15 protein-coding genes and 1 other annotated feature are annotated in these 16674 nt (G+C 62.5%); of the genes, 5 read left to right on the plus strand and 10 right to left on the minus strand.

Annotation, left to right across the window (positions count from 1 at the left end; all coding sequences use genetic code 11):
* Positions 1-338: 338 nt before the first annotated feature.
* Positions 339-1148, minus strand: a complete 810-nt coding sequence (locus GR198_RS13460) for a class I SAM-dependent methyltransferase (RefSeq protein WP_029870614.1) — start codon at positions 1146-1148, stop codon at positions 339-341.
* An 81-nt stretch (positions 1149-1229) separates the two neighbouring features.
* On the minus strand, positions 1230-2141 hold the full coding sequence (locus tag GR198_RS13465; RefSeq protein WP_029870613.1) for an AraC family transcriptional regulator: 912 nt from the start codon (positions 2139-2141) through the stop codon (positions 1230-1232).
* Between the two features lie 93 nt (positions 2142-2234).
* Between GR198_RS13465 and GR198_RS13470 the strand changes: the two genes are divergently transcribed.
* On the plus strand, positions 2235-2972 hold the full coding sequence (locus GR198_RS13470) for an SDR family oxidoreductase (protein ID WP_164069123.1): 738 nt from the start codon (positions 2235-2237) through the stop codon (positions 2970-2972).
* 89 nt (positions 2973-3061) lie between these two features.
* Here GR198_RS13470 and GR198_RS13475 read toward each other — a convergent pair whose 3' ends face one another.
* Complete coding sequence (locus GR198_RS13475) at positions 3062-4111, minus strand: class I SAM-dependent methyltransferase (RefSeq protein WP_029870611.1); 1050 nt, start codon at positions 4109-4111, stop codon at positions 3062-3064.
* Positions 4112-4209: 98 nt separating this feature from the next.
* On the opposite strand from GR198_RS13475, the gene GR198_RS13480 reads away from it, so the two are divergent.
* A complete protein-coding gene (locus GR198_RS13480; protein ID WP_029870610.1) occupies positions 4210-5289 on the plus strand; it encodes a GlxA family transcriptional regulator in 1080 nt (359 codons plus the stop codon).
* Positions 5290-5379: 90 nt separating this feature from the next.
* Here the strand turns inward: GR198_RS13480 and GR198_RS13485 are convergent, their stop codons facing one another.
* Positions 5380-6261: an NmrA/HSCARG family protein gene (locus GR198_RS13485; protein WP_029870609.1), complete on the minus strand. Its 882-nt coding sequence runs from the start codon at positions 6259-6261 to the stop codon at positions 5380-5382.
* A 100-nt stretch (positions 6262-6361) separates the two neighbouring features.
* On the opposite strand from GR198_RS13485, the gene GR198_RS13490 reads away from it, so the two are divergent.
* Positions 6362-7285, plus strand: a complete 924-nt coding sequence (locus GR198_RS13490; protein WP_029870608.1) for a LysR family transcriptional regulator — start codon at positions 6362-6364, stop codon at positions 7283-7285.
* Positions 7286-7356: 71 nt separating this feature from the next.
* On the opposite strand, the gene GR198_RS13495 is transcribed toward GR198_RS13490, so the two are convergent.
* From GR198_RS13495 to GR198_RS13515, 5 genes are all read right to left on the minus strand, one after another.
* Positions 7357-8823, minus strand: coding sequence for a SulP family inorganic anion transporter (locus tag GR198_RS13495; RefSeq protein WP_029870607.1), 1467 nt, complete (start codon positions 8821-8823; stop codon positions 7357-7359).
* Positions 8824-8893: 70 nt separating this feature from the next.
* Positions 8894-8949: a sequence feature (sul1 is cis-regulatory element that is thought to sense ions involved in sulfur or methionine metabolism; They are found in Alphaproteobacteria), on the minus strand.
* A 174-nt stretch (positions 8950-9123) separates the two neighbouring features.
* Positions 9124-9375 carry a hypothetical protein gene (locus GR198_RS13500; protein ID WP_029870606.1) on the minus strand — a complete coding sequence of 84 codons (252 nt, stop codon included), beginning with the start codon at positions 9373-9375 and terminating at the stop codon, positions 9124-9126.
* A 77-nt stretch (positions 9376-9452) separates the two neighbouring features.
* Complete coding sequence (locus GR198_RS13505; protein WP_029870605.1) at positions 9453-9830, minus strand: response regulator; 378 nt, start codon at positions 9828-9830, stop codon at positions 9453-9455.
* Between the two features lie 277 nt (positions 9831-10107).
* Positions 10108-11868: a phospholipase D-like domain-containing protein gene (locus GR198_RS13510; RefSeq protein ID WP_029870604.1), complete on the minus strand. Its 1761-nt coding sequence runs from the start codon at positions 11866-11868 to the stop codon at positions 10108-10110.
* Positions 11869-12108: 240 nt separating this feature from the next.
* Positions 12109-12897, minus strand: coding sequence for a DUF899 domain-containing protein (locus tag GR198_RS13515; RefSeq protein ID WP_029870603.1), 789 nt, complete (start codon positions 12895-12897; stop codon positions 12109-12111).
* Positions 12898-13106: 209 nt separating this feature from the next.
* On the opposite strand from GR198_RS13515, the gene GR198_RS13520 reads away from it, so the two are divergent.
* Positions 13107-13754 carry an ankyrin repeat domain-containing protein gene (locus tag GR198_RS13520; RefSeq protein WP_029870602.1) on the plus strand — a complete coding sequence of 216 codons (648 nt, stop codon included), beginning with the start codon at positions 13107-13109 and terminating at the stop codon, positions 13752-13754.
* A gap of 77 nt (positions 13755-13831) precedes the next feature.
* Complete coding sequence (locus GR198_RS13525) at positions 13832-14338, plus strand: YHS domain-containing (seleno)protein (protein WP_029870601.1); 507 nt, start codon at positions 13832-13834, stop codon at positions 14336-14338.
* A gap of 19 nt (positions 14339-14357) precedes the next feature.
* On the opposite strand, the gene GR198_RS13530 is transcribed toward GR198_RS13525, so the two are convergent.
* Positions 14358-16574 carry an adenylate/guanylate cyclase domain-containing protein gene (locus GR198_RS13530; RefSeq protein ID WP_029870600.1) on the minus strand — a complete coding sequence of 739 codons (2217 nt, stop codon included), beginning with the start codon at positions 16572-16574 and terminating at the stop codon, positions 14358-14360.
* Between the last annotated feature and the right edge of the window lie 100 nt (positions 16575-16674).

A 16674-nucleotide genomic window follows, 5' to 3' on the forward strand; every position in this document is an offset into this window, starting at 1 on the left:
TGCAGTCGGAGACAGCGGGCAATAACGTCAGCAATGCTGCCCGTGTTCCATCACGATTACCGTGATCGGGCGGCGTCCCACGCGGCTCCTTGTCGCAGGCATACGACCGTCCAGCGCCCAGCCCTTGGGCGCGGCACCCTCCAACATCCCTTATCCTGAGGCGCGGAGCCCGCAGGGCGAAGCCTCGAAGGACACGCTGCAACGCTGCTCCTTGCGTCCATTTGACGTCGAAGCACCCGCCTCGTCCTTCGAGGCCCCTACGGGGCGCCTCAGGATGGGGCTCTCTTGGATGTTGCCGCCATACGCACCACAGGCAGCCACAGAGAAAAACGCTATGCCTAGCTCTTGCCCGGCACCCTGCCCCGACACGCCCACGCCACCGACGCGAACGACCGTGGCCCATCCGGTTCGCCGGCCTCATATGCCGCCCTCACCGCCGCATCGACCGCTTTTCGCTTCGCCGGGTCCAGCCCCGCGATATATTTGCCGAGCGGTCCCTCGCCGGCGGCGATCGGGTCCCAGTAGTCCGTGAAGGAGACGTATTCCATCCGGATCAACAGCGAGGTTTCCTCGACATCGGCAAGGCCCTGCGCGATGAAGCTCTCCTTCATTTCCCCCGGCCGCATCATCGGCTGGAAACAATATTTGCGGCGCAGGGGCAGCGCGCCCTCATCAAGCATCGCCACCGTATCCCACATCATCCGCATGCCGGACATGCCGCCATAATGGTCCCAGACGGCGGCCGCGACCACGCCGCCCGGGCGCACCACGCGGCGCATCTCGGATACCGCCTTTCCCGCCTCCGGCACGAAATGCAGCACGAGCAGCGACATCGCCCTGTCGAAGAGCCCGTCCTCGAACGGCAGCGCACAGGCATCCGCCTGCTGGATCGATATGCGCGGATCGGTATTGCGCCGTGTCGCCGCCTCGACGAAAACAGGCGAATAGTCGACCGCGACGATTTCACTGAGACCCGGCGTTTCCGCAAGGGTGAAGGTCAAGCTGCCGGTACCGCAGCCGACATCGAGCACGCGGTCGCCCTCTGCAAGACCGGCGAAATCGATCAGCATCGGCGCGAGCTTCCTGCTCCAGCGCCCCATCAGCCGTTCATAACCATCCGCACTTTCAACATTGAAACTCGACGGCATTGAAGTCTCCCCCTCAAGGACGCTGGTCTGCCGTCGAACAATAGAGTTACGCGGCAGCCGTCGCAAGCGGAACAGCCGTTCTCATTCGACCTTCGCGTCCGACCAGTAGCGCTTCGGGGCGCGCCCGAAGACACGCTTGAACGCGTTTCCGAAGGCGCTTTCGGAGGAGTATCCGAGTGCGGCGGCAAGGCCGGCGACCGAGACGTCCTCCCGGCGTAGGGCTTCGCGGGCGCGATGCATGCGCCAGCGCGTGACGTAGTCGAGGGGTGCAACGCCGACCAGTTCCTTGAAGCGCTGCGCAAAGGCGGAGCGCGACATGCCGATCCGGGTCGCCAGCGCCTCGACCGTCCAGCGATGGCCGGGGCTGTTGTGAATCAGGCTGATCGCCGCGCCGATCTGCGGATTTGTGAGCGCGCCGATCCATCCCGTTTCGGCAGCACCCTTCCGGCCGACATAGGCCCGCAGCGCCTGCACGAGCAGGATATCGCCCATCCGCCGCGTCATCAGCGTCGAGCCCATCTGCCCGGCCTCGAGTTCGCCGTCGAGGGTCGCGAGCGTGGCGCTGAGGATCGCCGCGGCCCGGTCGCTGGCCGGGATGTGGATGAACGGCGGCAGCGCGTCGAGCAGCAGCCGGGCGTTGCCGCCTCCGATGACAAAGCTGCCGCCGATCAGCGCGGTCTCGTCACCGCCGTGCCGGGCGATGTTGGAATGCTCCCAGTCGAAGAAGGCGATCCCGTCCTCCGGCTCCCTATCGAGATCGTTGGCGATCACATAGGCGGGCGCATTGGCCAGCAGGAAGGTGTCGCCCGCAACAAGCACAAACGGCGGCTCGTCAGGCAGAACGATCGAGCAGGCGCCACGGAGGACGGCGACGAACTTGAGCGCGGGCTTGGCCGGAAAGCGAAAAGCCCATTTCCCACCGACCTCGAAACGCGTGCAGCGTGCGCTCTCGATATCGAGCAGCGAAAACACATCGGACAAAGGATCGATCATGGGACTTGGACGATCTCGACGAAATCATGGAGCTCACAGCATAGATTCTCCAGGCGGCACCTGCAATCCTCAGCGGCACAAAGGAGAACGAACATGTCAGATATCAAGGACAAGGTTATTGCCATCACGGGCGCAAGCAGCGGCATCGGCGAAGCCACGGCACTGATCCTGGCGGAGCGCGGCGCAAGGATCGTGCTCGGCGCCCGCCGCGCCGATCGCCTGAAAGCGCTGGCGCAACGCATCACCGACAAGGGCGGCGAGGCCGTCTGCCTCGCCATGGACGTCGAGAAGCGCGAGGATCTCACAGCCCTCGTCGCCCTTGCCTGCAACACCTATGGCAGGATCGACGTCCTCATCAACAATGCCGGCATCGGTCCGATCTCGCCTCTCGATGAGTTGCGGGTCGAGGATTGGGAGGAGATGATCGACGTCAACATCAAAGGTCCGCTCTATGGCATTGCCGCGGCCTTGCCGGTGTTCCGCCGGCAGGGTTTCGGCCACTTCGTCAACACGCTCTCGACCGCCGGCCTCATCATCAAGCCGACCATGGCCGTCTATGCCGGCACGAAGAACGCCATGCGCACCATCGCCGAAGGCTTGCGGCTGGAGGCCGGCGAAAATCTGCGCGTCACCAACATTTCCCCGGGAATGATCAGGACTGATTTCGCCGACTCCATGACAAACCAAGGGATCAAAGCCGCGATGGCAAAACGCATGGACGAGATGGCAATTTCACCCGATGCCATTGCCCGCGCCATCGCCTTTGCCATCGAGCAACCCGCCGATGTGGATATCAGCGACGTCGTGGTGCGGCCGACCGCGCAGGCGTGACGATGGCGAGCGGCAGCAGTCGGAAGCATCTCAAGCGCGTTCCGCGGGTGGCCATCGGCCACCCGCGTCTCGAATTGCCCCCGGAGACGTCAGAGCCGAGCCTCCAGCACCATGTTGAACGGGGTCTCCGTCGCGCGCCGAACCTTCGAAAAGCCACCCGCCTTGAGCACCTCGGTCAGCTTTGCCTGGCCGGCCTGCGCGCCGAGCGCGGCGCCCACCTCCTGGCCGAGCGAGGCCGGGACGCAGGTGTTGGCAGAGGCGGCATAGAAGACGCGGCCGACGGGGTTGAGGTTTTCGGCCAGGCTGTCGGCCGCCATCGGTTCGACCAGCATCAGCGTGCCCTCCGGCTTCAAGGCCCTGGCGATATGTCTGACGGCGCCGACCGGGTCGCCCATGTCGTGCAGCGCGTCGAAGATGGTGACGAGGTCGAAGCTGGAACCTTCGAAACTCTGCGCGCGGGCAGTTTCGAACCGGACATTGCTCATGCCCTTTGCGTGCCCGCTCGCATGCTCGATCGACGCGGCATGGAAGTCGATGCCGGTGAATTCCGACTTCGGGAAGGCCTTGGCCATCAGCAGGGTCGACGAGCCGAAGCCGCAGCCGATATCGGCAATCCGGGCGCCGCGCTCGAGCTTCTCGACGACACCTTCCAGCGACGGAAGCCAGCTCTCGACGAGATTGGCCTTGTAGCCCGGCCGGAAGAAGCGGTCGGTGCCGCAGAACATGCAGTTGCACCGGTCCGTCCACGAAACGCCGCCGCCGTGGCGGAAGGCATGGGTGAGCTTGGCGCGATCGGCATAGATGGCGTCGAGGGCGACAAAGCCGCCGATCATGTTGACCGGGCTGTCCTCGACGGCAAAGACCGCCGCCTGTTCCGGCGAAAGCGTAAACCTGCCGGTCGCCGCGTCATAGTCGACAAATCCCGACGCTGCCTGGGCGGCGAGCCATTCTCTGACGTAACGCTCTTTTGTATCGGTCGCTTCAGCGAGCTCGATCGACGAGATCGCTCCCCTCTCCGCCATCTTGCGATAAAGACCCAGCTCCTCGCCGATGATGACAAGGGCGGAATTCTGCGCCGCTCCGAGCTCATTCACCATGACGCCGAGCAGCGTCTGTAATTTCTCGATATTCAGTTCCATTGATGCGATACCCTCTCCATCAGGCAGCGGCATGCCACCCGTTTCGAAGCGCCTTTTACGTGTTGCTAATGGTTCGCAGCAGAGGCAGGATGGCCGCTATGAAGCCGATAGAGCCACATTCCGCCAATGTGAAGCGCCCTTTGCGGGTCAGCATCGTCGCATTTCCGGAGTGCGACCCCTCGATCATGTACGGCATCTTCGACACGCTGTGGATCGCCGGCGCCAACTGGAAGAGCAGCTCGAACGTGCCGACGAGCGAGGTGATGTTCGCGCCGCGCCTGGTCGCCGCCGAGCCCGGCCCGCTGAGGCTGATAACCGGCGTGACGATCATGCCGCAGGAAACGATCGACGACATCGAAGAGACTGACTATGTCCTCGTTCCGAACGTGCTTGTCGACACGCCAGAAACCATCAGGGCGCTCGACCGCCGGCTCTTGAACTGGATTGTCGAGATGCACCGGCGCGGCGCGCGCCTGCTGGCCGCCTGCGGCGGCTCGATCGTGCTTGCCGAGGCGGGGCTGCTGGAAGGGCAGTCGGCAACGACGCACTGGATGTATGCGCCGCTGTTTCGCAGCCAGTTTCCGAATGTGGAGCTTAAGGAAGAGCGCATCCTGGTCCAGGCTGGCGCTGGTCATTCCATCGTCTGCGCCGGCGGCGCATCATCCTGGCAGGACCTGACGCTCTTTCTCATCGCCCGGCATGCAGGAACGGCGGAAGCCATCCGCATATCGAAGATCTTCCTCTATCAATGGCATCGCGATGGCCAGCTTCCCTACGCTTCGATGATCGCCAATGCCGATCATGGCGACGCCGTGGTGAAGAAATGCCAGGAATATGCTCCCCTGCATTACCAGTCGGCGGATATCGTCGCCGAGCTGCTCAGGCTTTCCGGGCTGCCGAAGCGGTCCTTCGACCGCCGCTTCCGGAAAGCGACGGGTTATTCGCCGCTCGAATATGTCCAGTGGCTCCGCGTCGAGGAAGCCAAGCAGATGCTCGAGATGGAGGATGGGCCGATCGAGGAGATCGCGCTCGAAGTCGGCTATTCCGACCTCGCCTCCTTTCGACGCCTGTTCCGCAAGCTGGCGGGCCTGACGCCCGGCGAATACCGCCGCCGCTTCCGGCTGCCCGCCAATGTCGAGGCGGCGCTACAGGCAGTGGCGCCGGCAGCGCGGGCCTGAGCACGATGCCTCGCTCGACAAGATCGGGAAACGGACTCGACCGGCCTGCCTCCAGCAGGATGTCACCACTCGATGACGTCCTGCTGCGACTTAACCGGCCGTCTTATCGAGCACACTCCAGTTGAAGCCCTTCGCCCAGTCGGCATAGCTGTGCCAGCCGACATCGGGAAAATCGCGGCGTAGGGCTATGATATCGGCATCGTAGCCGGTGCGGTCGAACCATTCGAACATCAGCGCCGTATCCTCGCTCTGCTGCCGTATCGCCGCGATCGGCAATTCCCGGTAAGTGATTGGGCGGCCGAGCGCCTCGGTGAGGATCTTCGCCTGCTGCTCGCCCGACAATTCGTCGCCCGCAATGTCGAAACGCTTGCCGAACACCTGCTCACGCCTCTCGGCCAACGTTGCGACGAAAGCGCCGATGTCATCGATGGTGACCTGTTGCAGCACGCGGGCGGGCGGCAGCGCTGCGGCATAGACGCCCTGACGCAGCCCGTCGATCGCCCAGGGCGCCACGGTGTTCTCCATGAAGGCGACGGGTGCGCTGATCGTGTAAGGGATGCCGAGGCCTGCAATGTGCTTCTCGACGAGATACTTACTGTCGAAATGCGGAATGCCGGTCTTCTTGTCGGCATCGGCGACGGAGGAATAGATCAGGTGGCCGATGCCGGCGGCCTTTGCCGCATCGGCGGCGGCAATGCCCTGACGGGTTTCCGCGTCCGTTCCGGCCTCGTAGCTGTTGCCCATCAGGAACATCGCGTCGACACCCTCTGCCGCCGCCGCCACCGATGCCGCGTCGTCAAGATCGCCGGCGACGACCTGGACTCCTGCCGCGGTCAGCCGCTTTGCGCCGTCGCTCTCGGGCCGGCGGGTGATCGCCTTGACGCGGTGTCCCCGCGTCATCAACGCGCGTACAACCGCGCCGCCTTGCTGGCCGGTGGCGCCTGTGACCAGTACGCTTCGTGTGTTGCTCATCTGCCTGCTCCTTGATGTGACTAATGTAGCAAAGTTAGGGCCTGTCGCATTGAACCATAATGGCATATAATTGGAAAACATCATGCCATCTCAGGATACAATGCTCGATCTCAACGATATCATGATCTTCGCCCGCGTCGTCGAAGCGGGCAGCTTCACCGCCGCCGCGCGCTTGCTCGGCATGCCGAAGACGACGGTCAGCCGCCGCATCGCCGCACTGGAACGCGAACTCGGCGTGCGGCTGCTGCAGCGCACGACCCGCAGCCTCAACCTGACGGCTTCAGGGCGTCTCTACTACGAAGAAAGCAGCCAGGCGCTGCGCACGATCGAGGGAGCCAACCAGCGGCTTGCGGAAGCGCGTGCGGAGCCTGCCGGCACGATCCGCATTTCGGCACCAGTCGGCTTCGGCGGCCACTTCCTCCAGGATGCGATCTTCGAATTTCTTTCGACCTACCCGAAGACGAGGGTCGAACTGCGCCTGACCGACGACAGGCTGAACCTCGTCGAAAGCGGTATAGACCTCGCCTTCCGCACCGGCATCCTCGAAGATTCTACCTTGGTCGCCCGCAAACTCGGCTCGTTGCACCGCCTTCTCTGCGCAAGCCCGGATTATCTCGCCCGTTGCGGCCCGCCCGCTGCGCCTGAAGATCTCGTCCGCCACGACTGCGTCATCGCCGGCCAGGCCGCCCATGCGCAATGGTTGCTGGAAGGTCCGCACGGTCAGGAAACGGTCGCGGTTACGGGCCGCTTCGCCGCCAACGAGATGCAGGCGGTGATGGCCGCCGCGATCGCCGGCCATGGCATCGCCCAATTGCCGCACCGATTCGCCGAAGCCTGCATCAAGGACGGGCGGCTGCGCCGCGTTCTCGACGGCTATACGACCCCGGCCGGCGGCTTGCATGTCGTCTATCCCAGCAGCCGACACCTGCCGCCTTTGGTCAAGGCATTCATTGAACTGGCCGTCAGACGGCTGAACGCCACAGGAATCGGCGGGGGCGATGATTTCGCAATCGTCTCGCGCTAGAACAGGATGTCGTCCGAAAACCGCTCACACTTCGGCATCATGCTCTAGAAAATCCGCCCGCGCTCGCGCCGTCACACCTCTTTCAGCACCACCTTGCTGTCGAGGCTTCCGATCAATGTCGCGCTCGCCTGGTTGAGGCCCGCGACCTCCACGGCAATGCCGTGCGCTCCGAACCGATGCACGACCTTGTCGAGTGCGGCAACGGCGGTGATGTCCCAGAAATGCGCTCCGGACACGTCGATCAACACGGACTTGCCGACCGCGTCCTGAACGTCGAAGGCTTCGACGAAGACGTCGGCGGAGGCAAAGAACACCTGGCCGGACACGCGATAGGTCAGCCGCCCGGCGGCTTGGTCGGGCACCACGTCGACGCGCAGCAGGCGGGCAACCTTGAAGGTGAAGAACACACCACTGAGCAGCACGCCGACCGTCACCCCGAGCGCCAGATTGGCGGTGAAGACGGTGATGAGGACGGTTGCCACCATGACGGCGCTCGACATCCTGGGATGAGTGATGACAGCTCGAAGCGACGACCAGTCGAACGTGTCGATCGATACCATGACCATGATCGCCACCAGGGCGGCGACCGGAACCTCGGAGACCCACGGCTTCAGGAGCACCATCAGGATCAGCAGAAACGCGCCGGCAAACAGCGTCGAGAGCCGGCCGCGGCCGCCATATTTCACGTTGCTCACCGTCTGGCCGATCATGCCGCAGCCGGCGATGCCGCCGAACAGGCTGGCGGCGGCGTTGGCGAGGCCGAGACCGGTGCATTCGCGGTTCTTCGAACTCGGCGTATCCGTGAGATCATCGACGACGCTCGCCGTCATCATCGATTCCAGCAGCCCGACCATGGCGATAGCAAGCGCGGGGGCTGCAATGATCCGAAGCGTTTCCAGCGTCAGCGGCACTGCCGGCCAGCCGAATACCGGTAGCGAATCCGGCAGCTTGCCGAGATCGGCGACGGTCAGAACCGGAAGCCCGAGCGCTATCGAGGCGACGGTCAGGATCAGGATGCAGATCAGCGGCGACGGGATCGCGGTGGTGATCCGCGGCGTGAGGTAAATGATCGCGAGCCCGGTGATCAGCACGGCATATTCCATCCAGCCGGCGCCAATGATGTGCGGCATCTGCGCGGCAAAGATCAGGATGGCAAGCGCATTGACGAAGCCGGTGCGGACGGATTTCGACACGAAGCGCATCAGCACGCCAAGCCGCAGCAGGCCGAACACGATCTGCATCAGCCCCGCCAGCAGCCCGGCCGCGAAGAGATAGGGCAAGCCGTGGGCATGCACCAGCGGCGCCGCAACGAGCGCCACCGATCCGGCCGCCGCCGAAATCATCGCCGGGCGCCCGCCGGTAAAGGCAATGACGATGCTGATGACGAAAGAGGCGAACAGACCAACCTCGGGATCGACCCCCGCCACGAAGGAAAAGGCGATCACCTCGGGGATCAGGGCGAAGGTCGCCACCGCTCCGGCAAGCATTTCGCGCATGGGATTGGCGGACCAATCACGACGGATGGAGGAAAGCAGCATAGAATGGATTCTCGCAAAGCATGGCCGGACCCACTCTGTCGAGCGGTCGCGTAATGGCATGCAGGTTTTGCGTTGTCTGGCGGATCGGCGGCCAGAAGAGCCACCCGGGATCTCACCGGGTCCGTGGTGAATGCCTGCGGTATAGACGAGATCTCTACCGCAGTGCAACATTCAATTGCCAAGGACGAAGGCGAAAGCAGACGAGCACCCATTGGGATAAGTGAACGAGCCGTCAGCCTCTCATTGGACGGCATCTTGAAACTCATTCCTTCTCTTGGGCGCTGAGGAACCCGTACCTCCTCACTGCCAGAGAAAGTCCGGCCCCGTGCTCTGCGACGTCAGCTTGAGCGTCCCGTCCGGCTGGACGACATAGGTCTCGAACACGCGGTAACCGAAATCGCCGAGAAAGGTATTCTTGACCACCGTTCCCGGACGATAGGGCGAATGGAGGACCTTTCCTCCATAGGTGAGGCTGCCCGGAAGCGGCTGTGGATCCCCGGCGCTGGCGCAGGCCGAGAGAGCGAAAAGAACGGCAATGAGCGCGTATTTCATCCGGACTATCTCCTCGGTCAGGCGCAGCGGCCTGCGCGACGTCGATTTCCTTCTTATAACACGCAGCTTGATGCTGTTCAGAACGCAACCTTGCTGCTGTCGAAGTTTTTGCGTCGCTCCTCAGCCCGCGAGAGCGCGCTGGCGATCCTCTCGTCGGTGAAGGGCTTGGAGATCACATCGAGCGCGCCTTCGATACCGTGACCGACATTCTCGGGACTGCCGGTCACGAAGATGACGTCAACCCCATGGCGGTCAATCAGCCGCCGCGCGAGCTGGGCGCCGCTCAGCCCATCGGAGAGACTGAGATCGACGAGCGCGACATCGCTTCTTTTTGCGTGGGCGAGAGCCTGCTCCACCGTCGATACCGGCCCGATAGTCTGGTGTCCTGCCTCTTGCGCAATGCGTTCGAGCTCCAGAGCGATAAAATTCTCATCTTCGACGATCATGACCTTCATGAATAACCCTCCTAGACGGGATGTCAGTCGCACTGCCGGTAGCGGGTAAAACGCAACCGTCCCCGGAATGTTTCCACCTTGAGAAGAATATGTTGGCAACCGGCAAAGTATTAATTTGACTTCGGGATGTCAGGTGCTCCCTGGCCCTTCGGCCATGCGGACAGCCACTTTGCATACTCTTCGACGGACAAGGCCATCGTCCCCAAAGCGAAGGACCGCCTTTCGAAATCACCCGCGTGGAATGGTTGAGGTTCAAGGGCCATCCTGACCAGCGACATTACTCCGCCCGCGCAAACAACTCCCGGTCCCGGGCGCGGATGGGGTCGGTCCAGTCGCGTTCGAACCAGGGCGTGCCGCCGGGCTGAGGCGGGCGTTTGAGCTCCAGCGGCCGGGCCGGGCCGTCGCTCGCTTCGGAGGCGACGCGGAAGATGTAGTGGTCGTACATCCTGAGCGCCTCGATCATGTAGCTGGTCGCAACCGTCCGGTCGCGCACGACGACGAGGTTTTCGCCGTTCTCATCATCGGCGGGGTTCGAGAAATTGTAGGAGCCGAGATAGACCCGCGCCGTCGGTTTGTCGAAATCGAGCACGACGAATTTATGGTGCATGCGCGTGCCGCGCTGGTTGCCGTCGACGCCGGCAAGGCCCGAGGGTTCCGTCAGGAAGGGCGGCGGCACGTTGCCCGTCAAGGCGGCCGCCCGCACCACCCTGCGGCGATTGTCCGGCGTCAGCACATTGAGGCCGAGATTGCCGGCGCGGACCTCGGCATCGGCGATGCCCATGACATGCACCTCGGGGCGTTCGAGCGCGCGGCCGAGCGCCGGACCGATCGCTCCCCTGGTCATCTGGCCGAGGAAAGCGAGCGAGAACAGCACGCTGGACTGGGCGGTATCGATATCGGCGCCGATCTCGTCCAGCCGGCCATTGGCATCGCTGTGTGGCGAGAAAGCGACCTTGGCATCGACGCCATCGAGGCCGAGATCGATCCAGCCCGCGGAACTTGGCGAGTCACGGAAGTTTTCAGCGCGTTTGGCGGTGAAATAGCTCTCGAAGGCGGTGAAATAATCGTCGATCGCCTTGTCGCTGTGGACGGCAAGGCTGTTGTTCGACTGTACATAGAGCCCGCGCCAGCTGAGATTGGTCGAACCGTAGAGCACGGTCGAGATGCCGCCGCCGCGGACCGCGATCGACTTCTGGTGCTGCAGGTTTGCCATATGCTGGCGCTTGACGTTGGCAGCACCCGCCGAGGCGATCAGCCGCTCCGCCGCCCTCGTCTCCGGCGAATTCGGGCGGCCATGGCCCTTGGTGCGGTCGCTGTCGTCGATGATGATCTTGAGCTTCGGCCCCAGCGCCTCCAGCCGGGTGACCACCTCGGGCAGGTTGAGATCATAGGCGATGACGCGCACCTCGGCGCCGGCGTCGCGCGCTTTGTCAAGCAGCGCGAGGGTTTCGGCCCGCGCCTCGAAGCCCATCCAGGTAAGCGCCCGCTCGGCATCGGCATGAGTCGGCACGAAGTCCAGCCCCTCATCGCCGACAGGCGGCACCAACGTGATGATCGTCGGCGCGTCGGGGGCAAAATTGCGCACGAAGGCCTGCGACGAGACGAAGCCGCGGGTGAAGGCGACGTTGAGCTTGCCGGGAATGGTCTCGCGCATCAGCGCCAGCTCCGCCTCCTGCGCCTCGCCCGCCGTCAGCGCGCCCGCGGCATCCATGAACTTCGGCGTGACTCGATAGAGAAACTTGCCGGGCAGATCGGCATTGAAGGGAAAATGCACCCAGCGGAATTTCTGGATCGGCGCCTCTGTCGTGCGGATGCCGTCGTCTGGAACCGGCTGGCCGGGAAAGCCGATACGGTTGCGCACGTTCTTGAAGAAGTCAGTACCCGGCTCGCGATACTGGATGGCGAAACCGACGAAATCGATCGGCGGCCGGCCATTCTTCCAGTCCATGCCGAGCAGCGCCATGCCGTCGCCGCGATGGATGGTCAGCGCAAAAAGCGAAGCAGCATTCCTGCCGGTCACACGAAAATCCGTATCCATGCCCACCTCCCTGGAAATCGGGCGAAATCTAGCATGGTTCCGTGACAGTAAGGAGATATGTCAGCGAAATTTTGCGCGCAGAAGGTGCAGGGAGGCAGCGGCACGGAGCAAGCGCCAGCGGCGCCACGACCTGCCCAGCTGATGCGTCGTCATGAATTGAGATTTGCGGTTCGCCAGACTTTCAGACGGACCGCCGTACCCTCCTGCCGGGACGGGACGGAGGATACGGCCGGTCCGATCCTACGGTTTCTCGTTTGCACTCTCGGCCCTGAACGCCGCCTCGCCGGCGTCGGAGACCTCGACCCATTTCTTGTCGGGCTCGGCGTCCGGCATATAGCTGTCGTGCCAGTTCCACCACTTGTAGGTCGGGGTCTGAGGATAACCCTCGGGCGAATTCTCCCAGACTTCCTGGCGTCCGAGCGGCGTGATGTCGAGGTAGTTCCAGGTGCCGCCCATCTGCTCGTCGCCGCGGTTGTTGATGAAATAGGTGCGGAAGATTCGCTCGCCGTCGCGGTAGAACACATTGGTGCCGTGCCACTCGTCGACGCCGAAGTCCTTGTCGAAGCTGTCGGTGATCGTGACCCACGGCATCGTCCAGCCCATCCGCGCCTTCAGCCGTGCAATGTCGGCCTGCGGCGCGCGCGAGGCGAAGACCAGTGTCGTGTCGCGGGCGTTGAGATGGGCGACGTGGGCAACCTGATCGGCCACCATCGAGCAGCCCCGGCAGGCATGTTCGGGCCAGCCGAACACCCCGGGCTCATAGAAGGCGCGGTAGAGGATGAGCTGGTGTCTGTTGTCGAACAGGTCGAGCAGGCTGACTTCGCCCTGAGGCCCCTCAAACGCATAGGCCTTCTCGACAGCCATCCACGGCATGCGCCGGCGCTCGGCGGCCAGCGCGTCGCGGGCGCGGGTCTCAGCCTTTTCCTTGACGAGCAGTTGCTCGCGGGCCGCCTCCCAGGCCTGCGGCGACACGACCGGTGGTTTGCGCATGGCTTGTCCGCTTTTTCCATTCTCGGCTGAAGCAGTCATGGCTTTCAATCTCCTCATTGGGGCGATTTCTGGGGCTCAGAAGCCCGGTTCATCGCGCATTGGTCTGCGATACTTTCGCATCGGAAATCGAACAGGGGGAGTAACAAGTGTGACCGTATTCCATGAAACCGCCGGTCGCAGCCGTAGCGCGCGAGTGGTGTTGGCCGGGAGCGCGTCCATTAGCGCAATCTTGTTTACGAATTGCACACGTGCTAAAACGCGACAAAACGGCGCATACGAACCCTGATCAAACCGAGATCGTGCCCGTGAATATTTTTATCGCGACTGTTGCTACGCTTGTCATTGGCGTCCTGCCGGCATGGGCAGGTCCTTTGCATCAGGCGGCCAAGGACGGCGATATCGCCCGCGTCACACAGTTGCTGGACCAGGGCTCCGATCTGTCGGAGCTCGATGAAGCGGGCGAGCCGGTGCTGATTATCGCGTCATTGGCGGGCCGTGCCGATGTCGTCGTTCTTTTGCTGGATCGCGGCGCCGACATCGAAATTCGCAACAAGGGTGGGCTGACGGCACTGCATGCAGCAGCCTATGGAGGAAATCTGGAGGTGGTGAAACGGCTTGTCGCCGAGGGAGCTGATGTCAACGACAGGAAGAATTTCTATCAGATGTCGCCGCTGCATGGCGCCGCCGAAGAGGGCCGCACCGACGTGGTCGCTTTTCTGCTGACGAAGAGCGCGGATGTCGAAGCGACGGAAAGAAACGGGTACACGCCTCTCACTCAAGCCGGGTGGCGGGCGCATTGGGATACGGCCAAATTACTCATGGAAGCCGGTGCTGTTTGCCAGAAAGCCGAGCTTGTGGGCGAACCGCTCTACAAGGAATGCACCAAACGGCAATAGCATTTCGCCGGAGTAACAGACCGCGTCCGGGAACGGAGCTTGTTATGTCTTATCACGTGCAAAAATGCGGAACACGAATGGGCGTGGCTGTTGGCGCTGCGGTCATGCTGCTTTCCTTCCTTCAGCCGCCCTTCACTCAGGTTATGGCGGCGGAAGATCTCGTCAATACCGGCTATTTCGGCGATATCGCGATCAAGGGTTATGACCCGGTCGCCTATTTCACTGAAAACCAGGCCGTCGAAGGATCCGAGACATATTCCCACCACTGGCTTGGCGCGACCTGGTATTTCGCCAGCGCTAGAAATCGCGACCTCTTCAAGAGCGATCCATCCAAATATGCGCCGCAATATGGCGGCTATTGCGCTGACGGCGTGTCTTTCGGGACAGTGACCACCAATATCGATCCGAAAGCCTGGCGGATCATCGATGGCAAACTGTACCTGAGCTATGATCCCGGGGCAGCCGAAGGCATGGAGAAAAACCCGACCAAGGTGACCGACTCGAAGAAGCATTGGTCCGAAGTTCAGCAGACGTTGATTTCGGAGAAGATGCACACCGTCTGGCAGCAACCGGATACGAAATGAAGCCGCAACGCCCGACCCGTCAGGGTGTGGGTGAAAAGAACGTCAAGGCGCGCGGCGTGACATGGACGTATGGCCTGTCGCGCTGTTCACCTGACGTGTTGCGGTAGACATATCCGCACACCATCCGGTCCAGGAAATAGCCGTCGAATTTTTCGCAGAGACTGTCGCCTCGCACCTCGACGACACCGGTGATGTTGGTATTCGCGCTGCGATAGGCAGTGTTTCCAGCCCTGTCGAAATACTGGGTGAAATCCGTGCCGTTCTTGTGTTTGCCGGTCCAGCTCTTGCCGTCGACGAGATTGCGCAGGTCTGCCTCGCCCAGCCTGTCGGCTTGACTGCCTGTAAAACCGAAGGGCCATTCGGGAATGCCGGCCTTTCGCAATGCGGCCAGATGGCGCTGCAGATCGCCGTCCCGCCAGTAGTCATAGAGATAGCCGTAATAGGTGAGATTGCTTTCCGGGAAGAGCTCCAGCAGCTTTGCCGTCTCCGCTGCAGCCTTGGTTTCATTGCCCTGGTCGGCATAGGCCGCCGCCAGGTATTCGCGTGCCGGCTCGACCTTCGGCAGGCTGTCGAGCGTCGGCTCTATCAGCGAGATCGCGCGCTGATCATCACCCGCGGTATAAAAGACGATCCCCGCCAGCAGTTGAAAACTCGACGCCGGCGAAGGGTCGAGCCGCAAAGCCTTTTCCATCTCCGTGATCGCCTGCCCGCTGCTTCCGGTATGGACCAGGATGAGAGCGAGGTTGGCAGCGGCCTCCGCATCGTTCGGCTCCATCGCAACCGCCATGTTGGCGGAATTTATGGCCTCCGTCTCGCGTCCATCCACCCATTGCAGCAAAGCAAGCACCGTGTGCGCCCTGGCATTGTTGGGATCGAGCTTGAGGGCTTGCCCGGCGGCGTCATAGGCGATCTTACGGGCGACGGCAGCCGACCAGAGGTAATTATAGTCGTTGCGCCAGACATCGACGGCTACGCGCGCGATTCCCGCATGAGCATTGGCAAAGCCCGGATCGAGATCGATCGCTTTCTGGTAGAAGGACAGCGTCCGGCGATAGGTATCGACATCCCTCAAGATGAAGCCCTCCTGCTCGGCCCGCATGTAAAAATCGTAGGCTTCGAGATTTTCGGTCGGGATCCGGGCCAGTTGGTCGCGCTCGCGGGCGCTGAGCTTGACCGACAGGGCCGAGATGATCTTACCGATCACATCGTCCTGAACGGCAAAGAGGTCGGCATATTGGCGATCGTAGCGCTCGGCCCAAAGCGACAGGCCGGTGACCGCGTCGATCAGTTTGACATTGATCCGCAGCCGCGGTCCGGCGCGCTGCAAGGTTCCTTCGAGCACATATTTCACGCCGAGTTCGGCTGCCACGTCCTGGATCTTGCCGACGGAGCCCTGGATGGCGAAGACCGAGTGGCGGGCGATGACGAAAAGACCCGATACTTTGGACAATTCGGTGATCAGATCGTCCGTCAACCCCTCTGCGAGATGGTCGTGCTCGCTGTCGCCGCTGACATTGATGAAGGGCAGAACCGCGACAGAGGGCCTGTCCGGCAACGGATAGGCGAAACGTTCACCGAGCGCCGGCGGTTTTGCCGGCATCCATGGCTGCCACCAGAGTGCTGCGCCCGCAAGCGCGAGGACTACGGCCGCTACGATGCCGGCAACGAGGCGGCGTCTTGGCAGGCGCCTGCGGGTTTTGAGGGTTTTGCCGGCGGCAGTGGGGTCAAGCAGGATGCGATAGACCCGGATCGGTTCGGTGATGCTCTTCAATCGCTGTTCGCCGAGCGAAGCGAAACCGACCGGGACTTTCGATTTCACCTGGTCGTATGTCGTGCCCGATATGGCGACACCGCCCGGTTCCGCCTGCGCCTGAATTCGATCGGCGATATTGACACCGTCGCCCTGGATGTCTTCGCCCTCGACGATGATATCGCCGAGATTGATGCCGATCCGGAACTCGAGCCGATTCTCCGGCAGCGCCGCGGCACTCTGCGTGGCTTTCAGTTGTTGAACCTCCACCGCGCAGCGCAAGGCATCGACGACACTCTGAAATTCGACCAGCAGACCATCGCCCATGGTTTTGACCAGCCGGCCATGGTGACGCTCGATCGCCGGCTCGAAGACATCGTTCTGGTCCGCCTGAAAACGCGCACGGGTGCCCTCTTCGTCGATCTGGCTCAATCGACTGTAACCGACGACATCAGCGATCAGGATTGCTGCAAGACGGCGCTCCATCCCCGGTCTTTCCTGGAGAGCGAATGTATTACTAACAATATCCTACAGTATGTCCCAGCGCGATGCTATCGTCGGGCCGGGCGATATTCAACTTAGTGGC

Origin of the sequence: Rhizobium leguminosarum, assembly GCF_010668065.1 — a bacterium.
GTDB classification, from domain to species: domain Bacteria; phylum Pseudomonadota; class Alphaproteobacteria; order Rhizobiales; family Rhizobiaceae; genus Rhizobium; species Rhizobium leguminosarum_S.

Excerpts from the sequence above, each read along its gene's own strand:
- GR198_RS13460 (WP_029870614.1), bottom strand. The coding sequence starts at position 1,148 with ATGCCGTCGAGTTTCAATGTTGAAAGTGCGGATGGTTATGAACGGCTG.
- GR198_RS13465 (WP_029870613.1), bottom strand. The coding sequence starts at position 2,141 with ATGATCGATCCTTTGTCCGATGTGTTTTCGCTGCTCGATATCGAGAGC.
- GR198_RS13470 (WP_164069123.1), top strand. The coding sequence starts at position 2,235 with ATGTCAGATATCAAGGACAAGGTTATTGCCATCACGGGCGCAAGCAGC.
- GR198_RS13475 (WP_029870611.1), bottom strand. The coding sequence starts at position 4,111 with ATGGAACTGAATATCGAGAAATTACAGACGCTGCTCGGCGTCATGGTG.
- GR198_RS13480 (WP_029870610.1), top strand. The coding sequence starts at position 4,210 with ATGAAGCCGATAGAGCCACATTCCGCCAATGTGAAGCGCCCTTTGCGG.
- GR198_RS13485 (WP_029870609.1), bottom strand. The coding sequence starts at position 6,261 with ATGAGCAACACACGAAGCGTACTGGTCACAGGCGCCACCGGCCAGCAA.
- GR198_RS13490 (WP_029870608.1), top strand. The coding sequence starts at position 6,362 with ATGCTCGATCTCAACGATATCATGATCTTCGCCCGCGTCGTCGAAGCG.
- GR198_RS13495 (WP_029870607.1), bottom strand. The coding sequence starts at position 8,823 with ATGCTGCTTTCCTCCATCCGTCGTGATTGGTCCGCCAATCCCATGCGC.
- GR198_RS13500 (WP_029870606.1), bottom strand. The coding sequence starts at position 9,375 with ATGAAATACGCGCTCATTGCCGTTCTTTTCGCTCTCTCGGCCTGCGCC.
- GR198_RS13505 (WP_029870605.1), bottom strand. The coding sequence starts at position 9,830 with ATGAAGGTCATGATCGTCGAAGATGAGAATTTTATCGCTCTGGAGCTC.
- GR198_RS13510 (WP_029870604.1), bottom strand. The coding sequence starts at position 11,868 with ATGGATACGGATTTTCGTGTGACCGGCAGGAATGCTGCTTCGCTTTTT.
- GR198_RS13515 (WP_029870603.1), bottom strand. The coding sequence starts at position 12,897 with ATGACTGCTTCAGCCGAGAATGGAAAAAGCGGACAAGCCATGCGCAAA.
- GR198_RS13525 (WP_029870601.1), top strand. The coding sequence starts at position 13,832 with ATGGGCGTGGCTGTTGGCGCTGCGGTCATGCTGCTTTCCTTCCTTCAG.
- GR198_RS13530 (WP_029870600.1), bottom strand. The coding sequence starts at position 16,574 with ATGGAGCGCCGTCTTGCAGCAATCCTGATCGCTGATGTCGTCGGTTAC.